The sequence below is a fragment of the Streptomyces sp. NPDC028289 genome (assembly GCF_055565975.1).
This window is the reverse complement of record NZ_JBVHTI010000018.1, coordinates 15,768-40,057: the sequence shown is the minus strand read 5'-3', so window position 1 is coordinate 40,057 and position 24,290 is coordinate 15,768. Positions and strand designations below refer to the sequence as shown.

The following is a 24,290-nucleotide window of genomic DNA, read 5'->3' as shown; positions in this document are numbered from 1 at the left end:
GTTCAGCGTCGGACGTGTGCCGTGGCGCCCGCGAGGAGCGCCTCGACCTCGGCGAGGGTGGCCATGGAGACGTCACCGGGCGTGGTCATGGTGAGGGCGCCGTGCGCGGTGCCGTAGGCGAGGGCGCGCTCCAGGCCCGCACCGGTGAGCAGGCCGTAGACGAGTCCCGCGGCGAAGCCGTCGCCGGAGCCGATGCGGTCCAGGACGTGCAGACCGGGCAAGCGGGGGCCGCTGACCAGACCGGTCTCGGGTGACCAGGCGAGCGAGGACCAGTCGTTGACCCCGGCCGAGGGCACTGCGCGCAGAGTCGTCGCCAGCACTCTCGCCTGCGGCAGCAGGGATGCGACCGAGGCGAGCGCCTCGGGCACCTCGTCGTCGGTCAACCGCACGGCGCCCGGATGCGGGCCCGCGAGTCCCAGGGCACCCACGACGACATCCGCATGCCGGGCCAGGCACAGGTCGGTCTCGCGGGCGCGTTCGGCGCCACCCCGGCCGTCCCAGAGGCTGGGCCGGTAATTGGGGTCGTAGGAGACGGTGACACCGTGGCGGCGGGCGGCCGCCATGGCCTCGTCGGCGACGTCGGCGGTGGTGTCGGACAGCCCGGCGAAGACGCCGCCGGTGTGGAACCAGCGCACTCCGGCCGAGAACACCGCGTCCCAGTCGACGTCCCCCCTGCGCAGCTGGGAGACGGCCGTGTTCGCGCGGTCGCTCACGCCCAGCGCGCCGCGGATGCCGAAGCCCCGCTCGACGAAGTTCAGGCCGTTGCGGGCCGTGCGCCCCGTGCCGTCCGCGGCGACCCAGCGGATGTGCGACGTGTCGACGCCGCCCTGGAGGATCAGGTCTTCCACGAGCCGGCCGACCGCGTTGTCGGCGAGGGCGGTGACGACGGCGGTGCGCAGGCCGAAGCAGCGGCGCAGTCCGCGTACGACGTTGTACTCGCCGCCTCCCTCCCACACCTGGAAGGTGCGGGCGGTGCGGATTCTGCCCTCGCCGGGGTCGAAGCGCAGCATGACCTCGCCCAGGGCGATCACGTCGGTCACGGTGCCGTCCTCTCCACCGCCTCGGCGGTCAGCCGGCGGATCTCGTCGTACTGCCCGCGCTCGAGGTGGCCAGGAGTGGCGATCCAGCTTCCGCCCACGGCGAGGACCGACGGATGGGCGAGATAGGCGGGCAACCGGCCGGGGCCGATGCCGCCGGTCGGGACGAAGCGCGCCTGCGGGAACGGCGCCGCGAGTGCGCGGAGCATGCCGGTGCCGCCGAGCGGTTCGGCGGGGAACAGCTTGACCGTGTCGAGGCCCGCCTTCAACGCGCGCATCAACTCGCTCGCCGTCGCCACGCCCGGCACGACCGGCACTCCCAACTCGCTTGCTTTGGCGATGACTTCATCGTCGAGACCGGGCGAGACGAGGAACTGGGCCCCGGCCGCCACGGCCCGTTCCGCCTGCCCGGCGTTGACCACGGTGCCGGCTCCGACGGTCAGAGCGCCGTGCGCCGCCATCGCCTTCACGACCCGCTCGGCGTCCGGTGTGCGGAAGGTGACCTCCGCGCAGCGGGCGCCGCCCGCCGCGAGTGCGTCGGCCAGGGGGCCGGCACTCGCGACGGACGCCACGGTGAGCACGGGCAGGAGCCGAGACCCCGCCAGTACGGAGGCCAGGCCGGTGGTCATCGGCCGAGCCATCCGCCGTCGACGGGCAGGGTGGTGCCGTGGACGTAGTCGGAGGCGGGGGAGGCGAGGAAGACGGCGGCGCCGGCGAGGTCGTCGGCGGTGCCCCAGCGTCCGGCGGGGATGCGCTCCAGGATGGCCCTGCTGCGGGCCGGATCGTCCTGGAGGGCATGGGTGTTGTCGGTGGCGATGTAGCCGGGGGCGATGGCGTTGACGTTGACGCCGTGCGGCGCCCACTCGTTGGCCAGCGCCTTGGTCAGTCCGGCGATGCCGTGCTTGGCGGCGGTGTAGCCGGGAACGGTGATACCGCCCTGGTAGCTGAGCAGGGAGGCGGTGAAGACGACCTTGCCGTGTCCCCGGGCCACCATGGTGGCGCCCACGGCCCGGGTGAGCGCGAACTGCGCGGTGAGGTTGACCTGCAGCACCAACTCCCAGTCCGCGTCGCTGTGCTGGGCGGCCGGCGTGCGGCGGATGGTGCCCGCGTTGTTGATGAGGATGTCCACCGGGCGTTCGCGTCCGGCGAGGTTCTCGCCCAGGGCGCGTACGGCGGCGGGGTCGGCGAAGTCGGTGCGGATCGCCTCGAACGAGCGCCCGGCGGCCAGCACCTCCTTCTCCACCTGGCTGCCGGACTCCTCCAGGTGGGCACTGACACCGATGATGTCGGCGCCGGCCTGAGCGAGGGCGCGGGCCATCGCCTGACCGATGCCGCGGCGGGCGCCGGTGACGACGGCGAGCTTCCCGGTGAGGTCGAAGGCGCTCATATGGCGGCTCCTCGGGTGTCGTCGGTGCAGTCCACGAGGATCTTCATCACGTCACCGCCGCTCTCCAGCGCCTCGAAGGCGGCCGGCGCCTCGGTCAGCGGCACGATCTTGGTGATCAGGCGCTGGGCGGGGATGGTGCCGTCGGCGACCAGGGCGACGGCCCGCTCGAAGTCGCCGCGGTCGTACAACCGGGCCCCGACGAGGGTGAGTTCACGCCAGAAGAAGCGGTGCAGGTTGATCTCGCGGGGCCGTGGGTGGATGGCGACCAGGCACAGCCGGCCGCGCACGCCGAGGACGTCGACGGCGGTGTCCACACCGCCTGCCGCGCCGGAGACCTCGAAGGCGACGTCCGCTCCCGCCTCGCCCGTCCACCGCTGGACGAGTTCGGTGATGTCGGTGGCGGCCGGGTCCCAGGCGCTCAGGCCCAACTCCTCGGCGAGCAGCCGACGGTGGGCGTTGAGTTCGACCACACGCACCTCGGCGCCGGCGGCACGGGCGACCAGGGCGATGAGGATGCCGACGGGTCCGCCGCCGACCACGACGACCTTCTCGCCGTTCTTCACCGCCGCCCGCCCCACGTCGTGCACCGCGACCGCGGTCGGTTCGACGAGCGCGGCCTGGTCCAGGGGCAGGGTGTCGGGCAGCCGTATGAGGGTGGAGGCGGGCACCGTCCAGCGCTGCTGCATGGCGCCGGGGGAGTCGATGCCGATGAAGTCCAGGTGCTGGCAGACGTGCTGGTGGCCGGTGCGGCAGGCCGGGCAGGTGCCGTCCCAGCGCAGGGGCATCACGGTCACCGCGTCCCCGGGCCGCCAGCCCTCGACGCCGGGCCCGACGCGGACGATCCTGCCCGCCATCTCGTGTCCCAGTACGGCGGGCGCGGCGACCCGGGCATCCATGTCGCCGTGGAAGATGTGCAGGTCGGTTCCGCAGATGCCGACGTAGGCGGGGGCGAGTTCCACTTCGCCGGGGCCGGGCTCGGAGGCGGTGGCCGGCGCGGTGTCCAGGGTGCGGGCCGAGGTGTATCGGACGGCGAGGGTCATCGTGGGGTCAGGGTCCCTTCCGCGCGGACGCCGATGGTCAGCAGCAGGTTGGCGTAGGTACGGGTGTCGCCGGTGACGACGGCGAGGGCCAGGTCGGGGGAGCGGGCGGCGTCGTAGAACGCGAAGCGGCCGAGTGCGTCGACGGGCACCGGCGCCAGTCGGGAGCAATACTCGGCGATGGCCGCCGGCTCCGGCTCGCCCTCGGGGGGCACCATCACCTGCGCCGACTCCACGGGCAGGGCGCGCAGCAGCACGTCCAGGACGGTGGTGACGTCGAGAGTGCCGGGTGCCAGGTTGAGGTGGACGGTTCTGGCTCGTTCGCCGACGGCGGTACTGGCGGGGTAGTGGCCGTCGGCGAGCAGGACACGGGCACCGTGCCCGGCTCCGGCCAGTGCTTCGAGGATGCCGGGGTGCAGCAGTTCGGTCAGCAGCACGCAGTCCTCTCCTTACTTCTGGTTCTCGTGGTCGGACAGGCGGTAGAAGGCGGTCGCCGTCTCGCAGAGCACCGCGTGCCTCTCGTGCGGCGAGCAGTCGTCCAGCAGGTGCTCGACGGTGGCCGCCCAGCGGGACCAGCCTCCGGCGAGCACGCAGACGGGCCAGTCGGAGCCGAACATCAGCCGCTCGGGACCGAAGGCGGTCAGCAGGACGTCCCAGACGGGGCGGATGTCGTCGATCGTCCAGGTGCGGTGGTCCGCCTCGGTGATCAGTCCGGAGACCTTGCACCGCACCTGCGGGTGGCCCGCCAGCACGCGCACCTTGCGCACCCAGTCGGAGAACGCGGGCTGTCCGATGGGCGGTTTGCCCGCGTGGTCCAGCACGAGCGGGAGGTCCGGGAAGCGCTGGGCGAGGCGGATCGCCTGGTCGAACTGGTGGCTGCGGATGAGCACGTCGTAGCCGAGACCCCGGTGCTGTACGGCGCGCAGGCCCCGCTCGACGGACGGCTGTTGCAGCCACTCCGGGGCGGACTCGCCCTGCACCAGGTGGCGCAGGGCCCGCAGATACCCGCCCCCGGACCCGGAGCGCAGTTCGTCGAGTACGTCGCCGACCGCGGGGGAGGTCAGGTCCGCCCAGCCGACCACCGCGCCGATCAGCGGGTCCTGGGCGGCGAGGTCGAGCAGCTCCGCCGTCTCCGCCACGGAGGTGACGCACTGCACGACCACCGTGCTCGTCAGCCGGCGTCCCGCCAGGGGCCGGTCGGCGGCCCGTCGCAGGTCCTCGATACCGTGGCTGCGGCGGATCGGCTCGTGGCCCGGTTCGTCGAGCCAGGCCTGGGGCCGGCGGTTCAGGTCCCACACGTGGTGGTGGGCGTCGACCAGGGGCAGCGGTTCAGACACGGGCGGACCAGACCGGGCCGTCGGGGTAGCTGTACTCCTTGAGGGAGGCGGGGTGCATCTGTGCGCTCAGTCCGGGCAGCGTCGGCGCGAGGTAGTGGCCGTCGACGATGCGGACCGGGTCGACGAAGTGCTCGTGCAGGTGGTCGACGTACTCGATGACCCGGTCCTCGGTGGTGCCGGAGACGGCGACGTAGTCGAACATCGACAGGTGCTGCACCATCTCGCACAGGCCGACGCCGCCGGCGTGCGGGCAGACGGGCACGCCGAACTTCGCGGCCAGCAGCAGGATGGCGATGTTCTCGTTGACGCCGCCGACGCGGGCGGAGTCGATCTGGACGATGTCGACCGCGCCGGCCTGCAGCAACTGCTTGAACACGACACGGTTGGCGATGTGTTCGCCGGTGGCGACCTTGATGGGGCTCAGCGCCCTGCGGACGGCGGCGTGGCCGAGGATGTCGTCGGGGGAGGTGGGCTCCTCGATCCAGTACGGGTCGTAGGGGGCCAGAGCCCGCATCCAGTCGATGGCGGGCTGGACGTCCCATCGCTGGTTGGCGTCGACGGCGATGCGGATGTCCGGGCCGACGGTGTCGCGGGCGGTGCGCAGGCGCCGTATGTCGTCCTGCAGGTCGGCGCCCACCTTCAGCTTGATCTGGGTGAAGCCGTCCGCGACGGCCTCGCGGGCGAGGCGGGCCAGCTTCTCGTCGGAGTAGCCGAGCCAGCCGGGGGTGGTGGTGTAGGCGGGGTAGCCCTGGTCGAGGAGGCGGGCGATGCGCCGCTCACGGCCGGGTTCGGCCCGGCGCAGGATCTCCAGCGCCTCCTCGGGCGTGAGGGCGTCGGACAGCCAGCGGAAGTCGACCTGCGCGACCAGCTCCTCCGGCGACATCTCGCCCAGCAGACGCCACACGGGCTTGCCCGCCCGCTTGGCGGCCAGGTCCCAGGCGGCGTTGACCACCGCGCCGGTCGCCATGTGGATGGCGCCCTTCTCCGGCCCCAGCCAGCGCAGTTGGGGGTCGTGGACCAGGGAGCGGGAGAAGGCGCCGAGGTCGGAGCAGACCTGTTCCACGGACAGGCCGACCACGTGCGGGGCGAGGGTGGCGATGGCGGCGGCCTGGGCGTCGTTGCCGCGCCCGGTGGTGAAGGCCAGGGCGTGACCCTCCAGCCCGTCGCCCGCGTCGGTGCGCAGGACCACGTAGGCGGCGGAGTAGTCGGGCTCGGGGTTCATGGCGTCCGAGCCGTCGAGGTGTTCGGAGGTCGGGAACCGCACGTCCAGGACGTCCAGGGCGATGATGCGGGCTGACGGGGGCACGGGGGAGGACATGGCGGCAACTCCTGTGAGGGGCAGGGGAGACGGTTTCCCCTGCGACGAGACGTGAACGCGGTGGAGGCGGGGCGGCCGGTGGGCCGCCCGGGTCACTCCTGGACCTTGCCGCCGGTGATACGGGAGATGGCGAGGGCGACCAGGATGATCAGGCCGTTGAGGGCGCCGATCCACTGGGCGGGGACACCGGCCAGCGTCAGCACGTTCTGGATCATGAAGAGCAGCAGGATGCCGCAGAACGCGCCGAACATGGTGCCCCTGCCGCCGTTGAGGCTGATGCCCCCGATGACGGCGGCGGCGAAGACGGTGAAGATGTAGCCGTTGCCCTGCGCGGAGGCGACCGAGGCCAGGCGTCCGGAGAGCATCAGCCCGGCGAGGGCGGCGAGCACGCTGCCGGTGACGATGACGATCCACAGCACCCGGTCGGTGCGGATGCCGGCCGCCTTCGCCGCGTCGACGTTGCCGCCGATGGCGTACAGGGAGCGGCCGAAGCTGGTCCAGCCGAGTACCACGATCGCGACGGCGAACAGGGCCAGGCAGATCCAGATCGAGGCGGGCATGCCGAACCATTCGGCGGTGCCGGTGTAGAGCATCGACTGCGGCAGCTGGAAGAAGGTCTGCCCGCCGGAGATACCGGTGAGGATGCCGCGCAGCACGATCAGCATGCCGAGCGTGACGATGAAGCCGTTGAGGCCGAAGCGGATGATCAGCAGCGAGTTGATCACACCCACGAGCGCGCCCACGGCGAGGGTGAGGGGGACCGCCCAGGCGCCCGGGAGCAGACCGAGTCCGTGTCCGGCCCCGGCCGGGACGACCAGCCAGGCCGCGACGCCCGGCGCCAGGCCCATCGTGGACTCCAGCGAGAGGTCCATCTTCTTGACGATCAGGATCATCGTCTGGGCGAGGACCAGCAGGGCCATCTCGGACATGGTCTGCAGGACGTTGATGAGGTTGTCGGCCTGCAGGAAGACCGGGTTGACGATCTGGCCCACGATCGCGATGACGACGATCGCGGGAACGAGCGCCAGATCGCGCAGCCGGGCCAGGGGGATCCGGCCGCCGAGCAGCGCGGTGCGCTTCTGCCCGGGGTCGACGGACTGGGCGGTGGCGTCCGCGAGGACGGTTTCAGGCATCGAGGTCCACTCCTTCCATCGCGGCCACGAGGTCGTGGTCGTGCCAGCCGCGGGCTATCTCGGTCGTGACCCGGCCCTGGAACATCACCAGGATCCGGTCGCACATGCGCAGGTCGTCCAGCTCGTCGGAGGCGATGAGCACGCCGGTGCCGGACTCGGCGGTCTCCTCGACCTTGCCGAGGAGGAACTCCTTGGAGCGCACGTCCACGCCGGCGGTCGGGTTGATCAGGACCAGCAGCCGGGGGTCGTCGGCCAGGGCGCGCGCCATGACGACCTTCTGCTGGTTGCCGCCGGACAGGGCGGAGACGGGCAGCTCCGGTCCGGGGGTCTTGATGGCCAGGTTCTCGATCATGCCCTCGGCCAGCCGGTCGCGCCGTCCGCGGCTGAGGAAGCCGTTCTTGCCGAGCCGCCTGGGCACGGACAGGGTCGCGTTGTCGGCGATCGACATGTCCGGCACGAAGCCCTGGTGGTGCCGGTCCTGCGGCACGAACCCGGCGCCGGCCGCGAGCGCGGCGGGCACGCTGCCCGGCCGGGGCCGGCGCCCGGCGATCTCCAGCTCCCCGGTCGCCGCGGCCCGCAGTCCTACGACGGTCTCGGCGACCTCCGTACGTCCGCTGGCGGCGGCGCCCGCCAGGCCGACGATCTCCCCGGCTCCCACCCGGAAAGTGACGTCGGTGTAGGTGTCGTCGCTGCCCAGGCCCTGCACGGTCAGCGCGGGCACGGTGCTCTCGTCCAGGCTGCCGGTGCGCTCCTGGCGCCGGTCCGCCGCGGCCTCACCGGTCATGGCGGCGACCAGCTCGGTGCGGGGCAGTTCCGCGACCGGCGCGGTCACGATGTGCGCCGCGTCGCGGAACACCGTCACCATGTCGCAGATCTCGTAGACCTCCTGCAGGTGATGACTGATGAACAGGAAGGTCACGCCCTGGCGTTGCAGGTCGCGGATGCGGTCGAAGAGCCGGTTGATCGCCGCCGCGTCGAGCTGCGCGGTGGGCTCGTCGAGGATGATGAACCGGGCCCCGAAGGACAGTGCCCGGGCGATCTCGACGAACTGCCGCTGCTCGACGCTGAGGTCGCCGGCCGGTGACTGCGGGTCGACGTCCACCGACCAGGCCGACAGCAGCTCCTGGGCCCGGCGGCGTACGCCGGTCCAGCTGATGAGCCGGTGGGGGCCGTGGTGGTGCCGGTTCAGGAAGAGGTTCTCGGCGACGGTCAGCGTGGGGATGATCGTCGACTTCTGGTAGACGCAGGCGACGCGCCGGCGCCAGGCGTCGCGGTCACTGAGCCGCGGTGCGGGGTCGCCGCCGAAGGTGACCGTCCCCTCGTCGGGGGCGTGCAGGCCCGTCAGCACGGACACGAGGGTCGACTTGCCGGCTCCGTTGCGGCCGACGAGTGCGTGGGTCTCGCCGGGCCGGACGGTGATCCGGGCGCCGTTCAGGGCCACCGTCGGGCCGAATCGTTTGACTATGCCCGTCGCCTCGACGACGGGCGGGGCCGCGGGGGCCCGCCCGTCGTCCGCCGGGGCGGGCGCGGGGGTGACAGTACGCTCCCCGTCGCTCATCTCAACCGCCTTGTTCTGGATAGCCGTTGGGTCCCTGACCGGGCAGGTCAGCCGAGGTGGTTGCCCCACAGCGACGTGTCGTCGCTCTTGACGCTGGGAACGCCGCCGTAGGTCCCGCCGTCGGCGGTGACCAGGGGAGCGGAGAGCTGGTCCTCCAGCAGACCGTCACGGACCTGGATGATCGTGCTGTCGTGGTCCGTCTTGCCCGGCTTGAACGTCTTCCCGTCGATCGCGGCCTTGAGGTAGTACAGGGCGTACTTGGCGTACAGGTCGGCGGGCTGGGAGACGGTGGCGTCGATCTTGCCCGCGGCGATGTCCTTGAGCTCCTCGGGGATGCCGTCGTTGGACACGATGAAGACGTGCTTCTTGTCCTTCGGATCCACCAGCAGGCCCTTCTGCTTGAGCACCTGCAGCGTGCCGGACAGGCCGAAGCTGGACTCCATGTAGACGCCCTTGATGTCCGGGTTGGCGGTGAGGTCCGTCTGCAGTTTCTGCGCGGCGACCGCGCCGTCCCAGTTCGTGGCCTCGCCGAACACCTTGATGCCGGGGTAGTTCTTCTTCATGCAGTCGTTGAACGCCTCGGTGCGGTCACGGCCGTTGATCGAGTCGAGGCCGCCCTCCAGCATGACGACCTTGCCCTTGCCGCCGAGCTTCGTGCCGAGGAACTGGCAGGCCTTCTCGCCGTAGGCGCGGTTGTCGGCCCGCACCACCATGAACACCTTGCCGGTGTCGGGGCGGGTGTCGACGGTGACGACGGGGATCTTCTTCGCCTCCAGCTGGGCCAGGGTCGGCGCGATGGCGGCGGTGTCCTGCGGCGCCATCGCGATGCCCTTGACGCCCTGGCTGATGAACGTCTGCGCGTTGGCGGTGAGCTTGGCGACGTCGTTCTGGGAGTTCGTGGTCTTCAGGGACAGGCCGAGCTGCTTCGCGGAGTCGGGCGTGTACTTGATGTAGGAGTTCCAGAAGTCGGTGTCTGACCGTGGATAGTCGACGCCCACGAGCGGCTTGTCGCTCGACGAGGCGGAGGTGCCGGAGCCGCTGCTGCACGCGCTGAGCAGCGTCAGCGCACAGACGACGGACGCGGTGGAGCCGAGTGCGGTTCTGAGTCTCATGGGTACTTCCTCGCGCTGGTCCCGTAGGCGGAGTTGTTACGCCGATGCGACGGTTGGGTGTCGCAACTGGAGAGATGGGATGTTTATAGGGTGGGTCCGAGGGGGTTGTCTAGAGGTCGGAAGCAGGCGCTGGAGAATTCCGCCAGAACGCGCGACCGGAGGCCCGCGTCATGGGATGTCGACAACAGATCCATCCCATCAATGTTGTGAACCTGTGATGGGATGTCTCTTGCGCCTGGATCGCTCGATGGCCGCGCCGGTGCGTGGCTGCGACCCCGTCAGAGCGCGTCCGTGGGCCCGGGACTCGGCCGGCACATGTGAGGGCCTTCGATCGCGACGGCGAACTTCTGCCAGGCGGACCGCTCCCGCTCGTGCCCGCACGGCCGGGGCCGTGAGCGGACTCCACCAACGCGAGTGCACGACGCGCGGCTCATATGGTTCAAGCGCCCCACCGACCGGCCGAGTCCGCGACGAGGGCGGAAAGCTCCGGCCGATGCCAGGGGTCCCGGGCCCGCCGCCCGGCCGCCGCCGAGACCGGTCCGTACGGGCTCGGCCGCGCCCGGCCGCCCCCGCACCGGACGGTAACCCACCAGGACTGGCGAGCAGTCAGTTCGCCTGGAGCGGCGGGACTCAGAGCCAGCCGCGGCGAGCGGCCTGCCAGGCGAGCTGCATCCGCGTGTCGGCGCCGGCGAGCGTCATCATGTGCTGGATGTGGCGCTGCACGGTGCGCCTGCTCAGCCCCATCTGACTTGCGATGGCCTTGTCGGCGACGCCCGCCACGAGCAGCGAGAGCAGCCGGCGGTCGGTCTCGGTCAGCGGGTCGGCATCGACGACCCCGTCGCTGCCCTCCACCCCGCCGGACGCGCTGACGTTCAGCGGGACCGCGGTCTCCCAGTAGCGCTCGAAGAGCGAGATGAGCGCCTCCAGCAGGCTGCTGCCCCGCACCAGCGCGGCCGTCGCCACATGGGGACTGCCCTGGGGCCCACCGGGGACCAGCGGGCAGATGGCGATGGCGCGGTCGGCCACGGCCAGGCGCAGCGGCAGGTGCGGGACCGACCGGGCCACCTCACCGGCGCGCACACCTTCCACGACGTTGTCGACGGCGCCCTCGTCGTCGAAGAAGGCCTGCTCGTACAGGACGCGGTAGCGCACCCCGCGGGCGAGGGCGTCGTACTCGGCGCGGTTGCTGCCCGAGGGCATCGCCACATACTGCGCCTTGCAGAACCAGAGCATCTCGTGGCGCGCGTTGTCCTGCATCTGCCGCAGGTGCTGGCGCAGCGCCTCCGCTCCGGTGATGACCTCGATCAGCTGGCCGGGGTCGTGCCTGCGGCGCGTACTGCGGTAGCTGTCGAGGAGGTCGGTGACGGCGGTACGGGCCTTGTCGAGCGCGTCGGCGTTGCGCTGCAACCGCGGCAGCAGCGCCACGTCGGGCGGTACGGCGGCGTAGTGCAGCGGATCGCGGTCGGTGGGGCTGGCGAGGCCCTTGCCGCGCAGGGCCGTGAGCACGGCCTCGGCGGAGTCGAGCGGGAGCCCGGTCCGGTCGGCGACCTCCTGGGCCGACGCGGTCGCGGTCCCGACCAGGAGCCGGTAGACCGTCTCCTCGATCGCCGTGAGACCTGCCGCCTCCAGCATGCCGTGCCCCTCCCTCGCCGCGGCCGGCCCCGAGAAGCGGAACGGCCCGTTGAAGTTTGCACCGCGAGCCACCACCGGGCAAGCAAACGGCGGGTGCCCGGGCTTCCGCCCGGGCACCCGCCGTCGTTCAGCCGTTCCGCGGGGCCGCCGTCACCGCCCGGAGGAGGGGCCGCGGTGCAGGTAGGCGCGGTCGACCGTCTGCCGCACGGTGTTGCCCGCGGCGTCCGCCGCGGTCACCCGCAGGCTGACGTACGCGTCCCCGTGCACCCCCGACGGCCGTTCGACCGCGGCGGTGAACCGCGTGCCGCCGTGCTGCGCGGTGCGGGCGGTGTGCCAGGTACGGCCGTCGTCGTACGACGCCTCGACCTTGAGCGTAACCCCACGGGGGGCGGCCAGGCCGTCCGGCATCCGTACGTTGAGACCCAGCGTGTGCGACCGGCGTGGGCCCACCGCGTTGCGGAGGTCCACCGGCGCGCTGTAGTCGACCTGGAGCAGCGGCAGCAGCGTGGCCGTCGCCGCGGTGTCCGAGGTGAACGTCCAGGACGTCCTGGTGCCGGTGCCGAACTGCCAGTCGGCGGAGGTACGGGCGGTGGTGAGGTCCAGCCGGTAGCCGGCCTTGCCCGCGGGCACCTCGAATCCGCCCCAGGCCCCGGTGCCGGACTGCGCCACGAGCCGGCCGTTGCGGTACACCTCGGCGTGGGCCACGTCGCTCGGGTCGCCCACCGCGGACACCGCCGCACCGGTGCCTACACCGCCACCCAGCGAGCTGGCCTCCGCGAACGACCAGTGGCCGGACTGGGAGTCGGTGAATTCCGGGATGTACAGGGACAAGGTGTCGCCGTTGCGCACCGATCCGGGCCAGCCCGTCACACCGTGCGGGATCGACGGGCGCACCGGCCCCGCGAACCACTTCTCCGCGGCGTGCTGTCCGGGCCGGTAGGTGCGGGCGGCGTCCTGCATGCCGACGCCCAGCTCGAGGTCGCGGTCCATGACGGTGTCGTGGTGCACGGTGTGGCTCCACAACGTGTCACCGGCCGTCACGTACTCGGTGCGCTGCTGTCCCACCGGCACGTCACGGGTGTACTGGTTCCAGGCGAACTCCTGGTAGGGGCGCCAGCCGAAACGCTGCTCGCTTCCCCAGGCCGAGGCGCCGGTGCGGGTGTAGGCGGCCTTCACCACCGCGCTGTTGCGTTCGCTGACCGTGTACACCAGCTTCTCGGGAACACGCTGCTGGGACACCTGCATCACGTCGTACAGGTAGGGGCTCTTCACCGTGCCGGAGAAGTCCACCGTGGTGGTGTGCTCACCGGCGCGCTTCAGCAGGTCGGTGCCCTCCGTCGCGCCGGCGCGCATGATCGGCAGCGCGAGGCGGTCGCCCTCCGGCTGCCAGCGCGTCCAGGGGAAGAAGCCCTCGGGCATGACGAGCATCAGCGCCTTGGCCCCGGCGTCCGCGGCGGCCTTCGCCAGCTCGGCGTCGTCGCCGAAGTCGTAGCGGACGACAGCGAGCTTCCCGCGCACATGGGCGGCCTTGAGGTCCGCGGCGGTGCCCGCTCCGGCGTCCACCGCGGTCAGCCGGACGCCCTTGTCGTCGAAGACCCGAGAGGTCGGCAGGTAGTATGGGACGAAGGGAGCCGAGGTGCCGGACACCTTCGCCCGCAACTGCGGGGCCGTCATCTGCCAGCGCGAGGCGAACTCGAAGGTGCCGTCGGTGACCTGCGCGGTCGGGCTGACGTAGATGCGCTTGGCGACGTCGAAGAACATCACGCCCTGGATCAGGCCGTGGCCCTCGATGCGCCGGTACGTCTGGTAGCTGAGGATCCCCCGCTGCTCGGCGGGCTCGGGCGTGCGGATCTGCACCTGGGTGACCTTGGAGGCGTCCAGCGTCACCGTGGTGTCCTTGGAGACCTTCACCTGCGGGTTGATCACCTCGACGAGTTCCTGGCCGTCCGAGGCGTTGTCCACAGTGCTGAAGTCGACCTGGTAGGTGCCCTCCTCGACGACGGCGACCGCGGGGTCGGCGCTGGTGTACGAGACGAAGCCGTCCTGGCCCCAGATCGTCGGCAGCCAGCCCGGCAGCACCTTGCCCGCGCGGTCGCGGGCGATCACGGTGAGCCGGTGCAGCGGCGCGTGCACGACCAGGGAGAGCGTGGTGTGGGCGAGGACGGTGCCGTCCGCGCCCGTCGCGGTGGCGTAGCCGTAGTAGGCGCCGCGCTTGGCGTCCTTCGGGTCGGTGCTCAGCGGCACGTCGGCGGAGGCACCGGGGGCGAGGTGGACGGTGCTCGCGCCGGGCGCGACGACACCGGCCGTCAGGGCCACGCCGTCGGAGTTGGCCAGGGCCACGCTCAGCTTCAGGTCCACTGCCTTGTCACCGGTGTTGGTGTAGTGCAGGGTCGCCGACTGCCGCTTCTCGCCGCCCACCTGGACGGCGGGCAGCAGCACGCTTCCGGTGGCCGTGACCGCGCCCATGGCCGCGGCGACGTCGATCCGGCCGCCGCCCTGTTCGGTCACCTTCGTGCCCGGCACGGTGTGCGCGGTGCTGATCAGCGCGTCCTTCAACTGCTGACCGGTCCAGCCGGGGTGCTGCTGCGCGATCAGCGCGACGGCACCCGCCACGTGCGGGGTCGCCATCGAGGTGCCGGACGCCGCCGTGTAGTTCGCGTCGACCGGGTCGCCCATCGTGGTGCCGGACGCGCGCGCGGCGACGATGCCGACGCCGGGGGCGGTCACGTCGGGCTTGACGGCCTTGTCGCCGAGGCGCGGACCGCGGCTGGAGAAGGAGGCGAGGGAGTCGTCGCGGTCCACAGCGCCCACCGTCAGCGCGGCGTCGGCCGCACCGGGCGAACCGATCGTGGAGTCCCCGTTCTCGCCCGCGTTGCCCGCCGCGACGACGAAGAGGGTGTTGCCAGAGGCGGACAGTGTGTTGAGGGCCTGGCTCATCGGGTCGGTGCCGTCGGTCGGCTCGTCGGAGCCGAGGCTCATGTTGACGACCTTGGCGTGCTCGGCGGCCGCCCACTCCATGCCGTCGATGACCTGCGACTCCGAGCCGTAGCCGTCGTCGCCGAGAACCTTGCCGATCAGCAGCTCCGCCTTCGGCGCCACACCCTTGCGGGAACCGGAGGACGCCGCGCCCGTACCGCCGACGATCGACGCCACGTGCGTGCCGTGCCCGAAGTGGTCCACGGTGTTTCCGCTGCCCGAGAAGTCCTTCGACTCCGCGATCCGGCCCACCAGATCGGGGTGGGCGGCGTCCACACCGGTGTCCAGCACGGCCACCTTCACGCCCTGGCCCTCGTACCCGGCCTTCCACGCCGCAGGCGCGTTGATCTGCGCCGTGCTGCGGTCCAGCACCGGTGCGACCCGGCCGTCCAGCCACACCCGCGGGGTCGCGGCGGCGCGGGCGGTGCCCTCGGCGTCGCCCGGGTTCAAGGCCTTCCAGAAGGCGCCGAGGTCGTCGTCCGCGACGCGCAGCGACCGCGCGCCGATACTGGCGAGGGTCCGCGCCGGGGCCGACGCCTCGTTGAACGCGGCGACCCGGTCCGCGACGGCGGCCGCGGCCTTCTCGCTCTTCGCGGTCGTCCGGGCCACGCCGCCGCGCGGGGAGGCGGAGACGATCAGCGGCAGCGCGGAGGTGCCGGCCTCGTCGTAGCCCTGGGCGATCAGGGTGGAGACGTCGAACAGACGCCGGTCCAGCGTCCCGGCGGAGACCAGGTCCGCGGCGTCCGACGGCAGCACCGTCAGGTCGCCGCCGTCCTCCTGGTACGTGCGGAAGACGATGCCCTCACGGCCGGGTCCCGGCTCGACCGAGGCGGCGCGGCGGCCGTCGGCCCCCGGCGATACCGTCACGCGGTCGCCGGTCACCAGGCGTACGGTCACGGGCGGCGCGCCCTGGCCGTCGGCGGGTCGCGCCGCGGTGTCCTGGGGCGTCCGGGCGGAGGCGGCCGGTACGCCTCCGGCGGCCAGCAGCAATCCTGTCGATATCGCCGCCGTCAGGCGGATCCATGCCATCAGCCAAGCACCTCTCGTACAGCTGGGAGTCACGCGATGTCCGACAGAATCTGCTGTGGCGGTGAGCATGTCACTGGCCTCTGGTGTCACACCTGCGACATGTCTCAACGGCGCCACGGGGTGCGGCCGTGGCCCCCGCAAGGTGTCAGCGCGGCATTCCGCCGTGGGAGCGGGCGCTCAGGCCGCCGCGCCGACTCCGCCCGCAGCGCACGGACACCGTGATGGGTACGGGACTTGACCGCCCCGCGCCGAACGCCCGGCGGTGCGGCGACGTCCTCGCCCGCCTGGCCCATGACGTGGACGCGGACCACCGCTTCGCGGTGCGCGGGGGCGAGCGCGCGCAGGGCGCCGACCAGGACGGAGCGGTCTTCGACGGCGCCGGCATGGTCGCGGACGGGCACGAGCGCGGTGCCCGCGAAGTCGGCGGCGGTGACCCCCACCGGTACGCAGCGGTCGCGGCGGCGGTGGTCGACGGCGACGTTGCGGGCCACGCGGGGATCCTCGCTCATCTGGGCATCGCAAAGGTCTATTCGTTCCACATGACGCTGTCGTACTCCCGCGACCCGTTCTGCTGCTTCACCACCAGCCAGGATCTTCAGACCTTCTTCGACTGCCACCGGCGGGCGTTTGCCCACTACGGCGGGGTGCCGATGTCGATCGTCTACGACCGGACCAAAACAGTCGTCCGCCGGCATGTCGCGCTAAGGTTTGTCCCGTAATAATCTTTCGGTCGGAAGGTTGTGAGGCTTTGCCTCACCGGCTCGGGGCTTGATGCCCTTGCGCGCCGGGTATCGCAGGCGCATGCAGGCATGGGGAAAGGCCGTGAGGACGGGACCCCGGGTGGAGGCCTTTCTGCGCGGCGTGGTGCGGCGGGTGATGGCGAGAGATGCGCCGCAGCCGTGGTGGATCCCGCGGCGCCTGCTGACCGTGGTGTCGGCCGACGTCGACACCACTGCCGGTGTCGGGGCGGTCTGGAACGTGTGGCGTCCGAAGTCACCACGCATGCGTGAGCACATTGCGCTCCTGGAGAGGTACGACGAGCAGTGGCGGTACGTGGGGGGCGGCAGCGGCTCCGGAGACGCTCCTGTCAACGTCGATGTGCTCGACGTTCGCAACGGCGGGGGCGTCCTCAGCCTTACCCGCAGCATTGACCCTCCACGCTCCATCACCGCAGCCCCATGGATCAGTTGCGTCAAAGTGAGCCTCGGGCGGGACGTGGGGCACGTTCTCATCGGTGCCCGCCGGATCGAGAATCCCGAGCACTGCAAGCTCATCGCTGTTTGGACGTCCCCTTACATCAGCCGCGGAACCCGTCCCGTCATCGTGGCCCTGGGACGCGACGGCACCGAGCTCTCCCGCATTGGCCCCCATGACAGCCTGGACACTCACACCTGGGCGCGGTTGAGAGAGGAGTTATGACCAGCCTGCTTCCTGGGTCTTCGTCGTGGTGGCTGTCCTGGCTGTTCCTGCCGGTCACCCAGCGAGGGTGAGGTTGTGCAGGCGAGCGATCCCGAGCACGGCGTGCTGGACTCCGTCGCCTTTGAGGCGGCAGTCTCGGAGGATCTGACTCGAAAATGGCCACACGAGGGCAGGGCTGATCGCCCCGGCAGTACGGCTGGGGTACGGGAAATCAAGCGGGTGCGAGGCCGGAAGTGTCGACCCCGAGGGCGCTCAGCTCGGCGATGAGCCGTTGCTGGCGTCGCTTGACCTGCTGCGGATGCTGTTGCCAGTGGCTGGGTCCGAGGTCCTGGTAGTCGGTGTCGTTGGTGAGCATGTTCCAGGCGGCAATGACGATCTTGTGCATGACCGCGACGAGTGCGCGTTTGTTGCCCATGCGTCTGATCAGCCGTCGGTAGTGAGCGTTGAGGTAGGTGCCCTTGGTGCGTGCCGCGGCGGCTGCCGCATCGCCGACCCGAGATGGTCGATGACGCGGTCCGCCGCCGACTTCGACATCCCGAACAACGGGGCGAGCTGACGCAGAGTCAAATTCGGCCGCCAGTACGCGGCGACCAGCAAGATTCGGTCCTCCAGCGGCAGGCCCCACGGCCGGCCCCTGCGGACCGGATCCGCGCCTTCGCGCCGTAGTGCGGTGACCAGCCTGCCGAACTGACGCGAACTCAGCCCCGTGAACCAAGCTATCCAAGACGGCTCGGACGCCGTGATCACACCAGCCACGACGAGATCATCTCACCTGCGACCAGCACTTACGGGACAACGCGTAGGTCGGCCAGGCTCCGGTACAGCGCGGCGCGTACCGCATCGGCGTGGTGTCGGCCCCAGTGGCACGGGGTCCGTTCGGCGATCTCCTCCGCGAGGGTGTGCGCGGCGAGTTCGTCCAGAAGGTCTCCGTTCACGAGGCGTCCCTCCGCCAGGGTTGCGGCAGCGCCCCACGTGAGATCGTCCCGGGTAAGGGCAGTGCCGCGGGCCAGCTCCCACAGGTCGGATGATCCGAGGTCGTCGACCGTGCGGCGGATGCAGAGGGCGGCCGTATCGGCCTGGGGCGGGACTTGGACGTTCAAGAGGCCCGCGTGCACATCCGTGGCCGCGCTCACATCGCCTGGCTGCAGCGCGCCCAGCGGCGAGGACCCCACTGCTTGGAGCACCTGCCGGTAAACGCGACGTACGGGATGAGGCCCCCAGGAGGACGGCGGTCGTCCGGCGAGTGCGCACAGGGCGTCCAGCAGTTGCGCCGGCGGAACCCTCAGGCTGGTGCACGCCCTCGTCAGACGACCGGCCATCCTGATCAGTCGTCCAGCACTGCCAGAGCATCGACCTCCACGAGCAGCCCCGGCGGAAGCTGCATGTAGACGGTGGTGCGGGCGGGGAAGGGTTCACCGACGGCCGCCGCGTACGCCTCGTTCATCTCGGCCAGGTGGGCGGGATCGGTGAGGTACACGCGGAGCATCACGACGTCCTCCAGGCCCGCACCGCCCGCCTTGAGTACGGCGGTGACATTGCGCAGGGTCTGCTCGGTCTGCTCGGCGACCGTGGTCCCGACGACGTCGCCCGTGTCCGGATCGAGCGGGAGCTGCCCGGAGACCTGCAGGACGGGGCCCTTGCGGATGCCTTGGGACAGCGGGGCTGCGAGGGCGGGTGCGTTCTCGGTGGTGATGACGGTTCTGGTCATGGTGTGTCCTTGGGAATGGTGGCCGGAGGGTCAGCGCCAGGCCTGTCGTTCCTGGCTGCGGGGATCGTCGACCTGGGTCCACTCGGCGTCGATGCGCATCGTGGCCCGGCGCTCGTCGTCGTACGGGTCCCAGCCGGGGTTGCCGGTCCTGGCGAACCGGACCCATGTCTCGTGCATACGGGCGGCGAGATCCGCGGGGGGCTTGTCAGGGCCGAGCAGGGCGGCGGATCCGTGCAGCTGCGGAAGGTGGGCGACATCGAAGACGAAAGGCAGCTCGACCGCGTGGGTGGCGCCGAGCTCTCCGTCCAAGGCGTGGGAGCGCCAGGCGAACTCGTAGGCGTAGGTGGCGGATTCGGGGTGGGCGGCATGCGCGCCGGTCAAGGCCCAGCTACCCGCGCCGAACAGCGCGTCGCCCATGATGGCGGAGTGCAGCTCGCCGAAGGACGCCTCGGGGCGTGCCTTCCGGTACGTCTCGACGAGTCGCGCCGGTTTCGGGTGTGCGCGCGCCGCGGCATCGTCGACGTCACCGGTGGTCGAGGTGGCGTACTTGCCCACCGGGACTAGATAGAGGTTTCCCTCTTCGGTGTTGGTCCCGATGAGCAGGTGGATGGCGCTGCTGAGGCCGGCGGCGACGGATTCGGCGGGCTGCGTGTCGAGGACCAGGCTGAAGGGGCTGAGTCCGATCAGCGGGTCGTGGTGCGTCTCGGTCTGCAGGTCGATGCCCGCGAGCCGGGAGCCGGCCTCGACCAAGCGGTCGTCGGAGATGTCTGCGAAGGCGTCGACCTGGGGCTCGATGCCCAGGGCCTCGGCTGCTGCCCTGGTGACGCGGGCGGCCTGCTCGGTGGTGAACGCCCCCAGGCCGCTGCCGCTCTGGACGATCGCCCGGCGGAAGAGGCCAGCGGCTTCCGGGGCGGCGAGGACGCCGCCGACGATGGTGGCCCCGGCCGACTGGCCGAAGAGGGTGACGTTGTGCGGGTCACCGCCGAAGGCGGCGATGTTCTCCCGCACCCAGCGCAGCGCGGCGACGACGTCTAGCAGGCCGCGGTTGGCTGGCGCGCCGGGGATGTCGAGGAACCCGGCGATGCCGAGCCGGTAGTTGAGGGTGACGAGGACGACGCCGTCGCGGGCGAAGGCGGAGCCGTCGTACAGCGCGGACCGCGTCGATCCGGCGACGAATCCGCCGCCGTGGACGAACACCATGACGGGCAGGTCGCCGTTCGCGGCCGCGGGCGTCCAGACGTTGGCGGTGAGGTAGTCCTCGCCGCGACTCCAGCCGGTGCCGAAGTAGGGGGACATGTCCACGCTGCCGAGCCGGCGTTCCGACTGCGGCGCGTTGGGCCCCGGCACGGTGGCGTCCCGTACGCCGTCCCACGGCTCGTGCGGCTGCGGCGGCTCGAACCGGCCGGCGCCGCGGGGCGGGGCGGCGTAGGGGATGTTCAGGAAAGCGGTGGTGTCGCCCTGGCGCAGGCCGCGGACGGCTCCCTGCGCCGTGGTCACGATGGGCTCGGTGTGGTGGCTCATGTCTCGTGCCTTTCCGCAGGACTCAGGCCTGCTCGGTGTACGGGGCGAAGGGGGCCCAGCCCTTGATGGCGAACCTGTCTCCCTCTCGTGCCACTTCGGCGGCGCCGTGGCCGCCCAGGTGCGCGGGGATCACGAGTGCGTTGTTGTCGGCCGCCCAGCCCAGCACCTTGCGGCGGGTGGCGCGGGCGCCCGCGGGGTCCTCGCAGAAGCAGCTGTTGGAGTCGGGCTCGATGATCTGCACGGGGCTGTGCAGCATGTCGCCGACGAACACCGCGCGGTCCGTCCCCGAGGTGAGAGTCAGCACGGAGGAGCCGGGGGTGTGTCCGGGAGCCGCGTCCAGGCGGAGGCCGACGTCGATCTGGTGGCTGTTCTCCCACAGCAGCGTCTGGCCGGCCTGGTGCACCGGGGCCACGCTGTCCTCGAAGACGTTCTGGTTGCCGCGGCCGAGCAGCGGCTTGTGGCCGTTCTCGGGATTCCAGAAGTCGAAGTCGTCCTTCGGCATCAGGTAGGTGGCGTTGGGGAAGGTGGGCACCCACTGCCGGCCGTCCAGGTACGTGTTCCAGCCGACGTGATCGATGTGGAGATGTGTGTTGATCACGATGTCCACGTCCTCGGGCGCGACGCCGGCGCGCGCGAGATTGGCCAGGAAGCCAGTTTCGAGGCGGTTCCAGACCGGCGCGTACGGGCGGTCCTTGTGGTTGCCCACGCCGGTGTCGACGAGGATGGTCTTGCCTCCGCTGCGCAGCAGCCAGGTCTGGATCGCGGAATTCACGATATTGGTCTCGGAATCCAGGAAATGCGGGGTCAGCCAGGGCGCGCCGTCGTCCCACACTTCCTTCGGGCTTTCCGGGAAGAAGGTGTCGGGCGTCATTTCGACGGAGCCGAAGTACTCCCATACCCGGGTGATGGAGACGTCGCCCAGCGTGATTTGTTCCATGAGACATCCTTGGGAATGTGGAGGTTTTCCTGGAACCGTACGAGCGGCCTCGGCGCGCGCGGTATCCGTAACGTGACTGCACCTGCGCGCATGGCCCGGGCACTGGGCCCGGCCGCTTGTAGCCTGGATGGGCCAGGGCAAGGCGACCTCGATCGAAAGCCGCAATTCCGGGAGATTCCGTGGACGAGCACACTGGCGACCGCGGTGCGGTCATGGGACCGGAGCTGGATCCGGGGGAGCTGATCGTCGGCCGGGACGCGGAATTGGCACGCCTCTTTCGTGCGGTGGACTCGGTGTCGGCCGATCCGGTGCTGATGCTGGTCGGTGACGTGGGCACGGGGAAGAGCGCGCTGCTGGAGCACGCGGTGCGCCGGGCTGAAGCCGGCGGTGCTCGCGTACTGCGTGCCGAGGGGAGCGAGTCGGAGTCGAGCCTGGCCTTCTCCGCACTGCATCAGTTGCTGCGGCCGGTGCCGGCCGAGGTGGACGGACTGCCAGGGAGGCAGCGCGCTGCGATGCAGGACGCCTTCGGCGAGGGGTCGGCCACGTCGGGACCCGATCTCATGCTGGTCGGGGTAGCCGTCCTGAGCCTGTTGTCAGGCCTGGGCGACCACCATCCCGTGCTCGTGGTGCTGGACGATGTGCAGTGGTTCGATCGTGCTTCCCTGGATGCGCTGTCCTTCGCTGCCAGACGGTTGGAAGGTGAACCGGTCACGATGCTGATCGGGGCCCGTGACGGCGATCACCTTCCGGGACTCGACCGTCATGTGCCGATGCTCACCCTGGGACCGCTCGACAACGCTGCGGCCAATCAGCTGCTGGACCTGCAGCCGAAGAGCCCCACTGGCCACACCAGGTCGCGGATCCTCGACCAGGCAGGCGGCAACCCGCTGGCGCTGGTGGAACTGACGAGGACAGCATCGGCACACGACACGGCTGCGGGGCTGCCGTCCGCAGGTCCGCTTCCGCTCACCGATCACCTGGAGCGGATCTTCGCCGCCCGCCTGAACAGCCTCCCCGCCTCCACCACGCGGGCCCTGCTGCTCCTGGCCGCCATGGACAGCGCCGACTCCGCGATCGCCGCCTCGGCGGGACTGCCGCGCGCCGAGGACGCGGCCTGGCTGCCGGCCGGGCAGGCCGGGCTGGTCCGGCGGACCGGCCGGGACGTCCGGTTCCGCCACCCACTGGTCCGGTCCGCCGTGTATCACGCCGCGTCCTTGGCTGCCCAGCGCGAGGCACACCTCGCGCTCGCCGAACTGCTGCGGGACGAACCGGACCGGCGTGCCTGGCACCTGGCCGCCGCCAGCCCGCACCCGGACGCGGCCGTGTCGGCGGAGCTGGAGCGGACCGCCGGCCGGGCCCGCCGACGCGGCGGCCATGCAGCGGCGGCCCAGGCCCTGCAGCGCGCCGCGGAACTCGCACCGCGGCGCGAGGACAGCGCCCAGCTGCTGGTCGAAGCCGCCGCGGCGGCTGTGTTCACCGGAGACATCGCCTGGGTCGAGGAACTGGTCGCCGCGGCACACGCGCGCACGGATGACGCAACCCTGCTGGCCTCCGCCGCTGTGCAGGCCGGACGGCTGGCGGTTTTGACCGGACGCCACACTATGGTCTTCTCCCGACTGGCCGACGCTGCCGAGGAGTTGACGGTCTCCCAGCCCGCCGCCGCGCTGGACCTCGTGGCCGGCGCCGCCGTGGTCCGCTTCTACTCCGGAGAGGACACCCAGCGCCACCGCATCCAGGACATCCTGCGGCGCCTTCCCGAGAACGCCTCACACGCAGGCTTGCGCACCTGGGTGAGAGCAGTCTCGGACCCCTTCGACGACCGGGCCCAACTCGTGTCTCTGCTGCCGAAGTTGGCCGCCGAGGCGGAAGCCCGGCCGGAGCGGCTCACCACCGTCGGGATCATGGCGTGGCTCCTGGACGAGACCCCACAGGCCGTCCGCGCCTTCGACGAGGCCTTCGACCGCTGGGAGCTGCAGGGAGCGCTGCCCGAGGGTCTGGGCGGCGCAGTCGCCTGGGCCTACGTGGAGCGAGGAAGGTGGGAACAGGCCCGTGAGGCCTGCACCCGCACCACCGCGGTCGGCCGGGCGGCCGGCCTCGACCACGCCGTGGCCTGTGCGGCTACCGTGGACGCCACCGTGCTGGCCTTCCAGGGCGATGCGTCCTCGGCCCGAACCCGGGCCGAGGACGCGCTCGCTCTCATCGATCCGCTGGAAAGCCGCTCAGTCTCCGTCTATGCCCGTCGTGCGCTCGGTGCCGCGGCAGCCGCGGAAGGCGCCTACGAGGCCGCGTACGACCAACTCCGCATGGTCTTCACGGCCGACGGCGCGCCCGTGCACTACCACGCCGCCTACCCGGCCCTCGCGGATCTGGCCGCCGCCGCTGTGCGCTGCGGCCGCCATGAGGAGGCTGTCGCGATCGTCGAGCGCTCGGCATCTGCGCTGGCGGACAACGCTTCACCTCGTCTGCGTGCGCTGATCAGCCGAGCCCGTGGCCTGCTGGCGGACCCCGAGGACGCCGAACCGCACTTCCGGGCGGCTCTGGCGGATCCGGTACTGGAGTACTGGCCCTTCGAACGCGCACAGACCCTACTCGACCTCGCCGAGTGGCTGCGGCGCCGTCGGCGCATCGCAGAGGCGCGGGGGCCGCTCACCGAGGCCCTGGAGATCTTCCGTCGCCTGGGCGCGCACCCGTGGATCGAGCGAGCCCGGGCCGAATCGCGCGCCGCCGGCCTCGACGTCACGAATGCGGCCCCCGACGCGCTCGCCGAACTCTCCCCGCAACAGCAGCAGATCATCCGGCTTGCCGCCCGCGGGCTGACCAACCGTGAGATCGGCGAGAAGCTCTTCCTCTCCCCGCGCACGGTCAGCTCGCACCTCTACCGCAGCTTCCCCAAGCTGGGCATCACCGCCCGTTCCCAGCTGCGCGACCTCATCGAGGGCACCCTCGCGACGGCGGCCCACCTGGAATAGGGACACGCCCGGCCATGGAAGCAGTCACCTGACGTATACCGCACGCCATCCCGCCGGACCAGACTGGCCACAAGGGCGTGGCAGCAGTAACCCGCCAGGTGGCCCCTTCGCCCTGGTATCCCGATGCCCCCGCTTGTCCCCAAGGCCTTGCGAAAACGCAGGCCCGAGGCCAGTGGGCCG

19 protein-coding genes and 1 pseudogene are annotated in these 24,290 nt (G+C 71.3%); 3 read left to right on the top strand and 17 right to left on the bottom strand.

All coding sequences use genetic code 11. The annotated features are described in order from the left end of the window. Positions 1–2: 2 nt before the first annotated feature. From ACZ4UV_RS50240 to ACZ4UV_RS50185, 12 genes are all read right to left on the bottom strand, one after another. Complete coding sequence (locus ACZ4UV_RS50240; RefSeq protein WP_451019166.1) at positions 3–1,040, bottom strand: PfkB family carbohydrate kinase; 1,038 nt, start codon at positions 1,038–1,040, stop codon at positions 3–5. Beyond that, positions 1,037–1,666 carry a bifunctional 4-hydroxy-2-oxoglutarate aldolase/2-dehydro-3-deoxy-phosphogluconate aldolase gene (eda, locus tag ACZ4UV_RS50235; RefSeq protein WP_467849299.1) on the bottom strand — a complete coding sequence of 210 codons (630 nt, stop codon included), beginning with the start codon at positions 1,664–1,666 and terminating at the stop codon, positions 1,037–1,039. Before eda ends, ACZ4UV_RS50240 begins: the two co-directional genes overlap by 4 nt. Then, positions 1,663–2,424: an SDR family oxidoreductase gene (locus ACZ4UV_RS50230; RefSeq protein WP_451019164.1), complete on the bottom strand. Its 762-nt coding sequence runs from the start codon at positions 2,422–2,424 to the stop codon at positions 1,663–1,665. The genes eda and ACZ4UV_RS50230 overlap by 4 nt, the downstream gene beginning before the upstream one ends. Then, positions 2,421–3,464: a zinc-dependent alcohol dehydrogenase gene (locus ACZ4UV_RS50225; RefSeq protein ID WP_451019163.1), complete on the bottom strand. Its 1,044-nt coding sequence runs from the start codon at positions 3,462–3,464 to the stop codon at positions 2,421–2,423. Before ACZ4UV_RS50225 ends, ACZ4UV_RS50230 begins: the two co-directional genes overlap by 4 nt. Then, positions 3,461–3,898 carry an RbsD/FucU domain-containing protein gene (locus ACZ4UV_RS50220; RefSeq protein ID WP_451019162.1) on the bottom strand — a complete coding sequence of 146 codons (438 nt, stop codon included), beginning with the start codon at positions 3,896–3,898 and terminating at the stop codon, positions 3,461–3,463. Before ACZ4UV_RS50220 ends, ACZ4UV_RS50225 begins: the two co-directional genes overlap by 4 nt. A gap of 12 nt (positions 3,899–3,910) precedes the next feature. After that, on the bottom strand, positions 3,911–4,798 hold the full coding sequence (locus ACZ4UV_RS50215) for an amidohydrolase family protein (protein WP_451019161.1): 888 nt from the start codon (positions 4,796–4,798) through the stop codon (positions 3,911–3,913). Then, positions 4,791–6,116, bottom strand: a complete 1,326-nt coding sequence (locus ACZ4UV_RS50210; RefSeq protein ID WP_451019160.1) for an L-fuconate dehydratase — start codon at positions 6,114–6,116, stop codon at positions 4,791–4,793. Before ACZ4UV_RS50210 ends, ACZ4UV_RS50215 begins: the two co-directional genes overlap by 8 nt. A gap of 92 nt (positions 6,117–6,208) precedes the next feature. Next, positions 6,209–7,249 (bottom strand): ABC transporter permease, encoded by a 1,041-nt coding sequence (locus tag ACZ4UV_RS50205; protein WP_451019159.1) that lies wholly within the window; start codon positions 7,247–7,249, stop codon positions 6,209–6,211. Continuing rightward, entirely contained in the window at positions 7,242–8,807 is a 1,566-nt protein-coding gene (locus ACZ4UV_RS50200) for a sugar ABC transporter ATP-binding protein (protein WP_451019158.1), read from the bottom strand. Before ACZ4UV_RS50200 ends, ACZ4UV_RS50205 begins: the two co-directional genes overlap by 8 nt. Positions 8,808–8,854: 47 nt before the next feature. Continuing rightward, the gene (locus ACZ4UV_RS50195) at positions 8,855–9,919 is read right to left on the bottom strand and encodes a sugar ABC transporter substrate-binding protein (protein WP_451019157.1); all 1,065 of its coding nucleotides are present in this window, start codon (positions 9,917–9,919) and stop codon (positions 8,855–8,857) included. A 630-nt stretch (positions 9,920–10,549) separates the two neighbouring features. Next, positions 10,550–11,551 (bottom strand): helix-turn-helix domain-containing protein, encoded by a 1,002-nt coding sequence (locus tag ACZ4UV_RS50190; RefSeq protein WP_451022547.1) that lies wholly within the window; start codon positions 11,549–11,551, stop codon positions 10,550–10,552. 150 nt (positions 11,552–11,701) lie between these two features. After that, positions 11,702–15,556 carry a S8 family serine peptidase gene (locus ACZ4UV_RS50185; protein WP_451022546.1) on the bottom strand — a complete coding sequence of 1,285 codons (3,855 nt, stop codon included), beginning with the start codon at positions 15,554–15,556 and terminating at the stop codon, positions 11,702–11,704. Positions 15,557–15,777: 221 nt separating this feature from the next. Here ACZ4UV_RS50185 and ACZ4UV_RS50180 point away from each other — a divergent pair, with 221 nt between their 5' ends. Further along, on the top strand, positions 15,778–16,275 hold the full coding sequence (locus ACZ4UV_RS50180) for a DDE-type integrase/transposase/recombinase (protein WP_451022545.1): 498 nt from the start codon (positions 15,778–15,780) through the stop codon (positions 16,273–16,275). A 121-nt stretch (positions 16,276–16,396) separates the two neighbouring features. Then, a complete protein-coding gene (locus ACZ4UV_RS50175) occupies positions 16,397–16,975 on the top strand; it encodes a hypothetical protein (RefSeq protein ID WP_451022544.1) in 579 nt (192 codons plus the stop codon). A 54-nt stretch (positions 16,976–17,029) separates the two neighbouring features. Here ACZ4UV_RS50175 and ACZ4UV_RS50170 read toward each other — a convergent pair. The 5 genes and pseudogenes from ACZ4UV_RS50170 to ACZ4UV_RS50150 all read right to left on the bottom strand — a co-directional run bounded on the left by ACZ4UV_RS50170 (position 17,030) and on the right by ACZ4UV_RS50150 (position 21,141). Next, positions 17,030–17,731: pseudogene (locus tag ACZ4UV_RS50170) on the bottom strand (helix-turn-helix domain-containing protein). A 29-nt stretch (positions 17,732–17,760) separates the two neighbouring features. Further along, complete coding sequence (locus ACZ4UV_RS50165) at positions 17,761–17,910, bottom strand: hypothetical protein (protein ID WP_467849271.1); 150 nt, start codon at positions 17,908–17,910, stop codon at positions 17,761–17,763. Positions 17,911–18,299: 389 nt separating this feature from the next. Continuing rightward, positions 18,300–18,683: a RidA family protein gene (locus tag ACZ4UV_RS50160; protein WP_451021198.1), complete on the bottom strand. Its 384-nt coding sequence runs from the start codon at positions 18,681–18,683 to the stop codon at positions 18,300–18,302. 30 nt (positions 18,684–18,713) lie between these two features. Then, positions 18,714–20,204, bottom strand: coding sequence for a carboxylesterase/lipase family protein (locus ACZ4UV_RS50155; RefSeq protein WP_451021197.1), 1,491 nt, complete (start codon positions 20,202–20,204; stop codon positions 18,714–18,716). Positions 20,205–20,226: 22 nt separating this feature from the next. Beyond that, positions 20,227–21,141: an MBL fold metallo-hydrolase gene (locus ACZ4UV_RS50150; protein WP_451021196.1), complete on the bottom strand. Its 915-nt coding sequence runs from the start codon at positions 21,139–21,141 to the stop codon at positions 20,227–20,229. A 179-nt stretch (positions 21,142–21,320) separates the two neighbouring features. Between ACZ4UV_RS50150 and ACZ4UV_RS50145 the strand changes: the two genes are divergently transcribed. Then, a complete protein-coding gene (locus ACZ4UV_RS50145; protein WP_467849258.1) occupies positions 21,321–24,110 on the top strand; it encodes a helix-turn-helix transcriptional regulator in 2,790 nt (929 codons plus the stop codon). Positions 24,111–24,290: the final 180 nt, after the last annotated feature.

What these genes read in the sequence shown, in the direction of transcription:
- ACZ4UV_RS50180 (WP_451022545.1), top strand. Translation starts at nt 15,778, where the DNA reads ATGGGTACGGGACTTGACCGCCCCGCGCCGAACGCCCGGCGGTGCGGC.
- ACZ4UV_RS50185 (WP_451022546.1), bottom strand. Translation starts at nt 15,556, where the DNA reads ATGGCATGGATCCGCCTGACGGCGGCGATATCGACAGGATTGCTGCTG.
- ACZ4UV_RS50190 (WP_451022547.1), bottom strand. Translation starts at nt 11,551, where the DNA reads ATGCTGGAGGCGGCAGGTCTCACGGCGATCGAGGAGACGGTCTACCGG.
- ACZ4UV_RS50195 (WP_451019157.1), bottom strand. Translation starts at nt 9,919, where the DNA reads ATGAGACTCAGAACCGCACTCGGCTCCACCGCGTCCGTCGTCTGTGCG.
- ACZ4UV_RS50210 (WP_451019160.1), bottom strand. Translation starts at nt 6,116, where the DNA reads ATGTCCTCCCCCGTGCCCCCGTCAGCCCGCATCATCGCCCTGGACGTC.
- ACZ4UV_RS50200 (WP_451019158.1), bottom strand. Translation starts at nt 8,807, where the DNA reads ATGAGCGACGGGGAGCGTACTGTCACCCCCGCGCCCGCCCCGGCGGAC.
- ACZ4UV_RS50155 (WP_451021197.1), bottom strand. Translation starts at nt 20,204, where the DNA reads ATGAGCCACCACACCGAGCCCATCGTGACCACGGCGCAGGGAGCCGTC.
- ACZ4UV_RS50230 (WP_451019164.1), bottom strand. Translation starts at nt 2,424, where the DNA reads ATGAGCGCCTTCGACCTCACCGGGAAGCTCGCCGTCGTCACCGGCGCC.
- eda (WP_467849299.1), bottom strand. Translation starts at nt 1,666, where the DNA reads ATGACCACCGGCCTGGCCTCCGTACTGGCGGGGTCTCGGCTCCTGCCC.
- ACZ4UV_RS50225 (WP_451019163.1), bottom strand. Translation starts at nt 3,464, where the DNA reads ATGACCCTCGCCGTCCGATACACCTCGGCCCGCACCCTGGACACCGCG.
- ACZ4UV_RS50205 (WP_451019159.1), bottom strand. Translation starts at nt 7,249, where the DNA reads ATGCCTGAAACCGTCCTCGCGGACGCCACCGCCCAGTCCGTCGACCCC.
- ACZ4UV_RS50160 (WP_451021198.1), bottom strand. Translation starts at nt 18,683, where the DNA reads ATGACCAGAACCGTCATCACCACCGAGAACGCACCCGCCCTCGCAGCC.
- ACZ4UV_RS50150 (WP_451021196.1), bottom strand. Translation starts at nt 21,141, where the DNA reads ATGGAACAAATCACGCTGGGCGACGTCTCCATCACCCGGGTATGGGAG.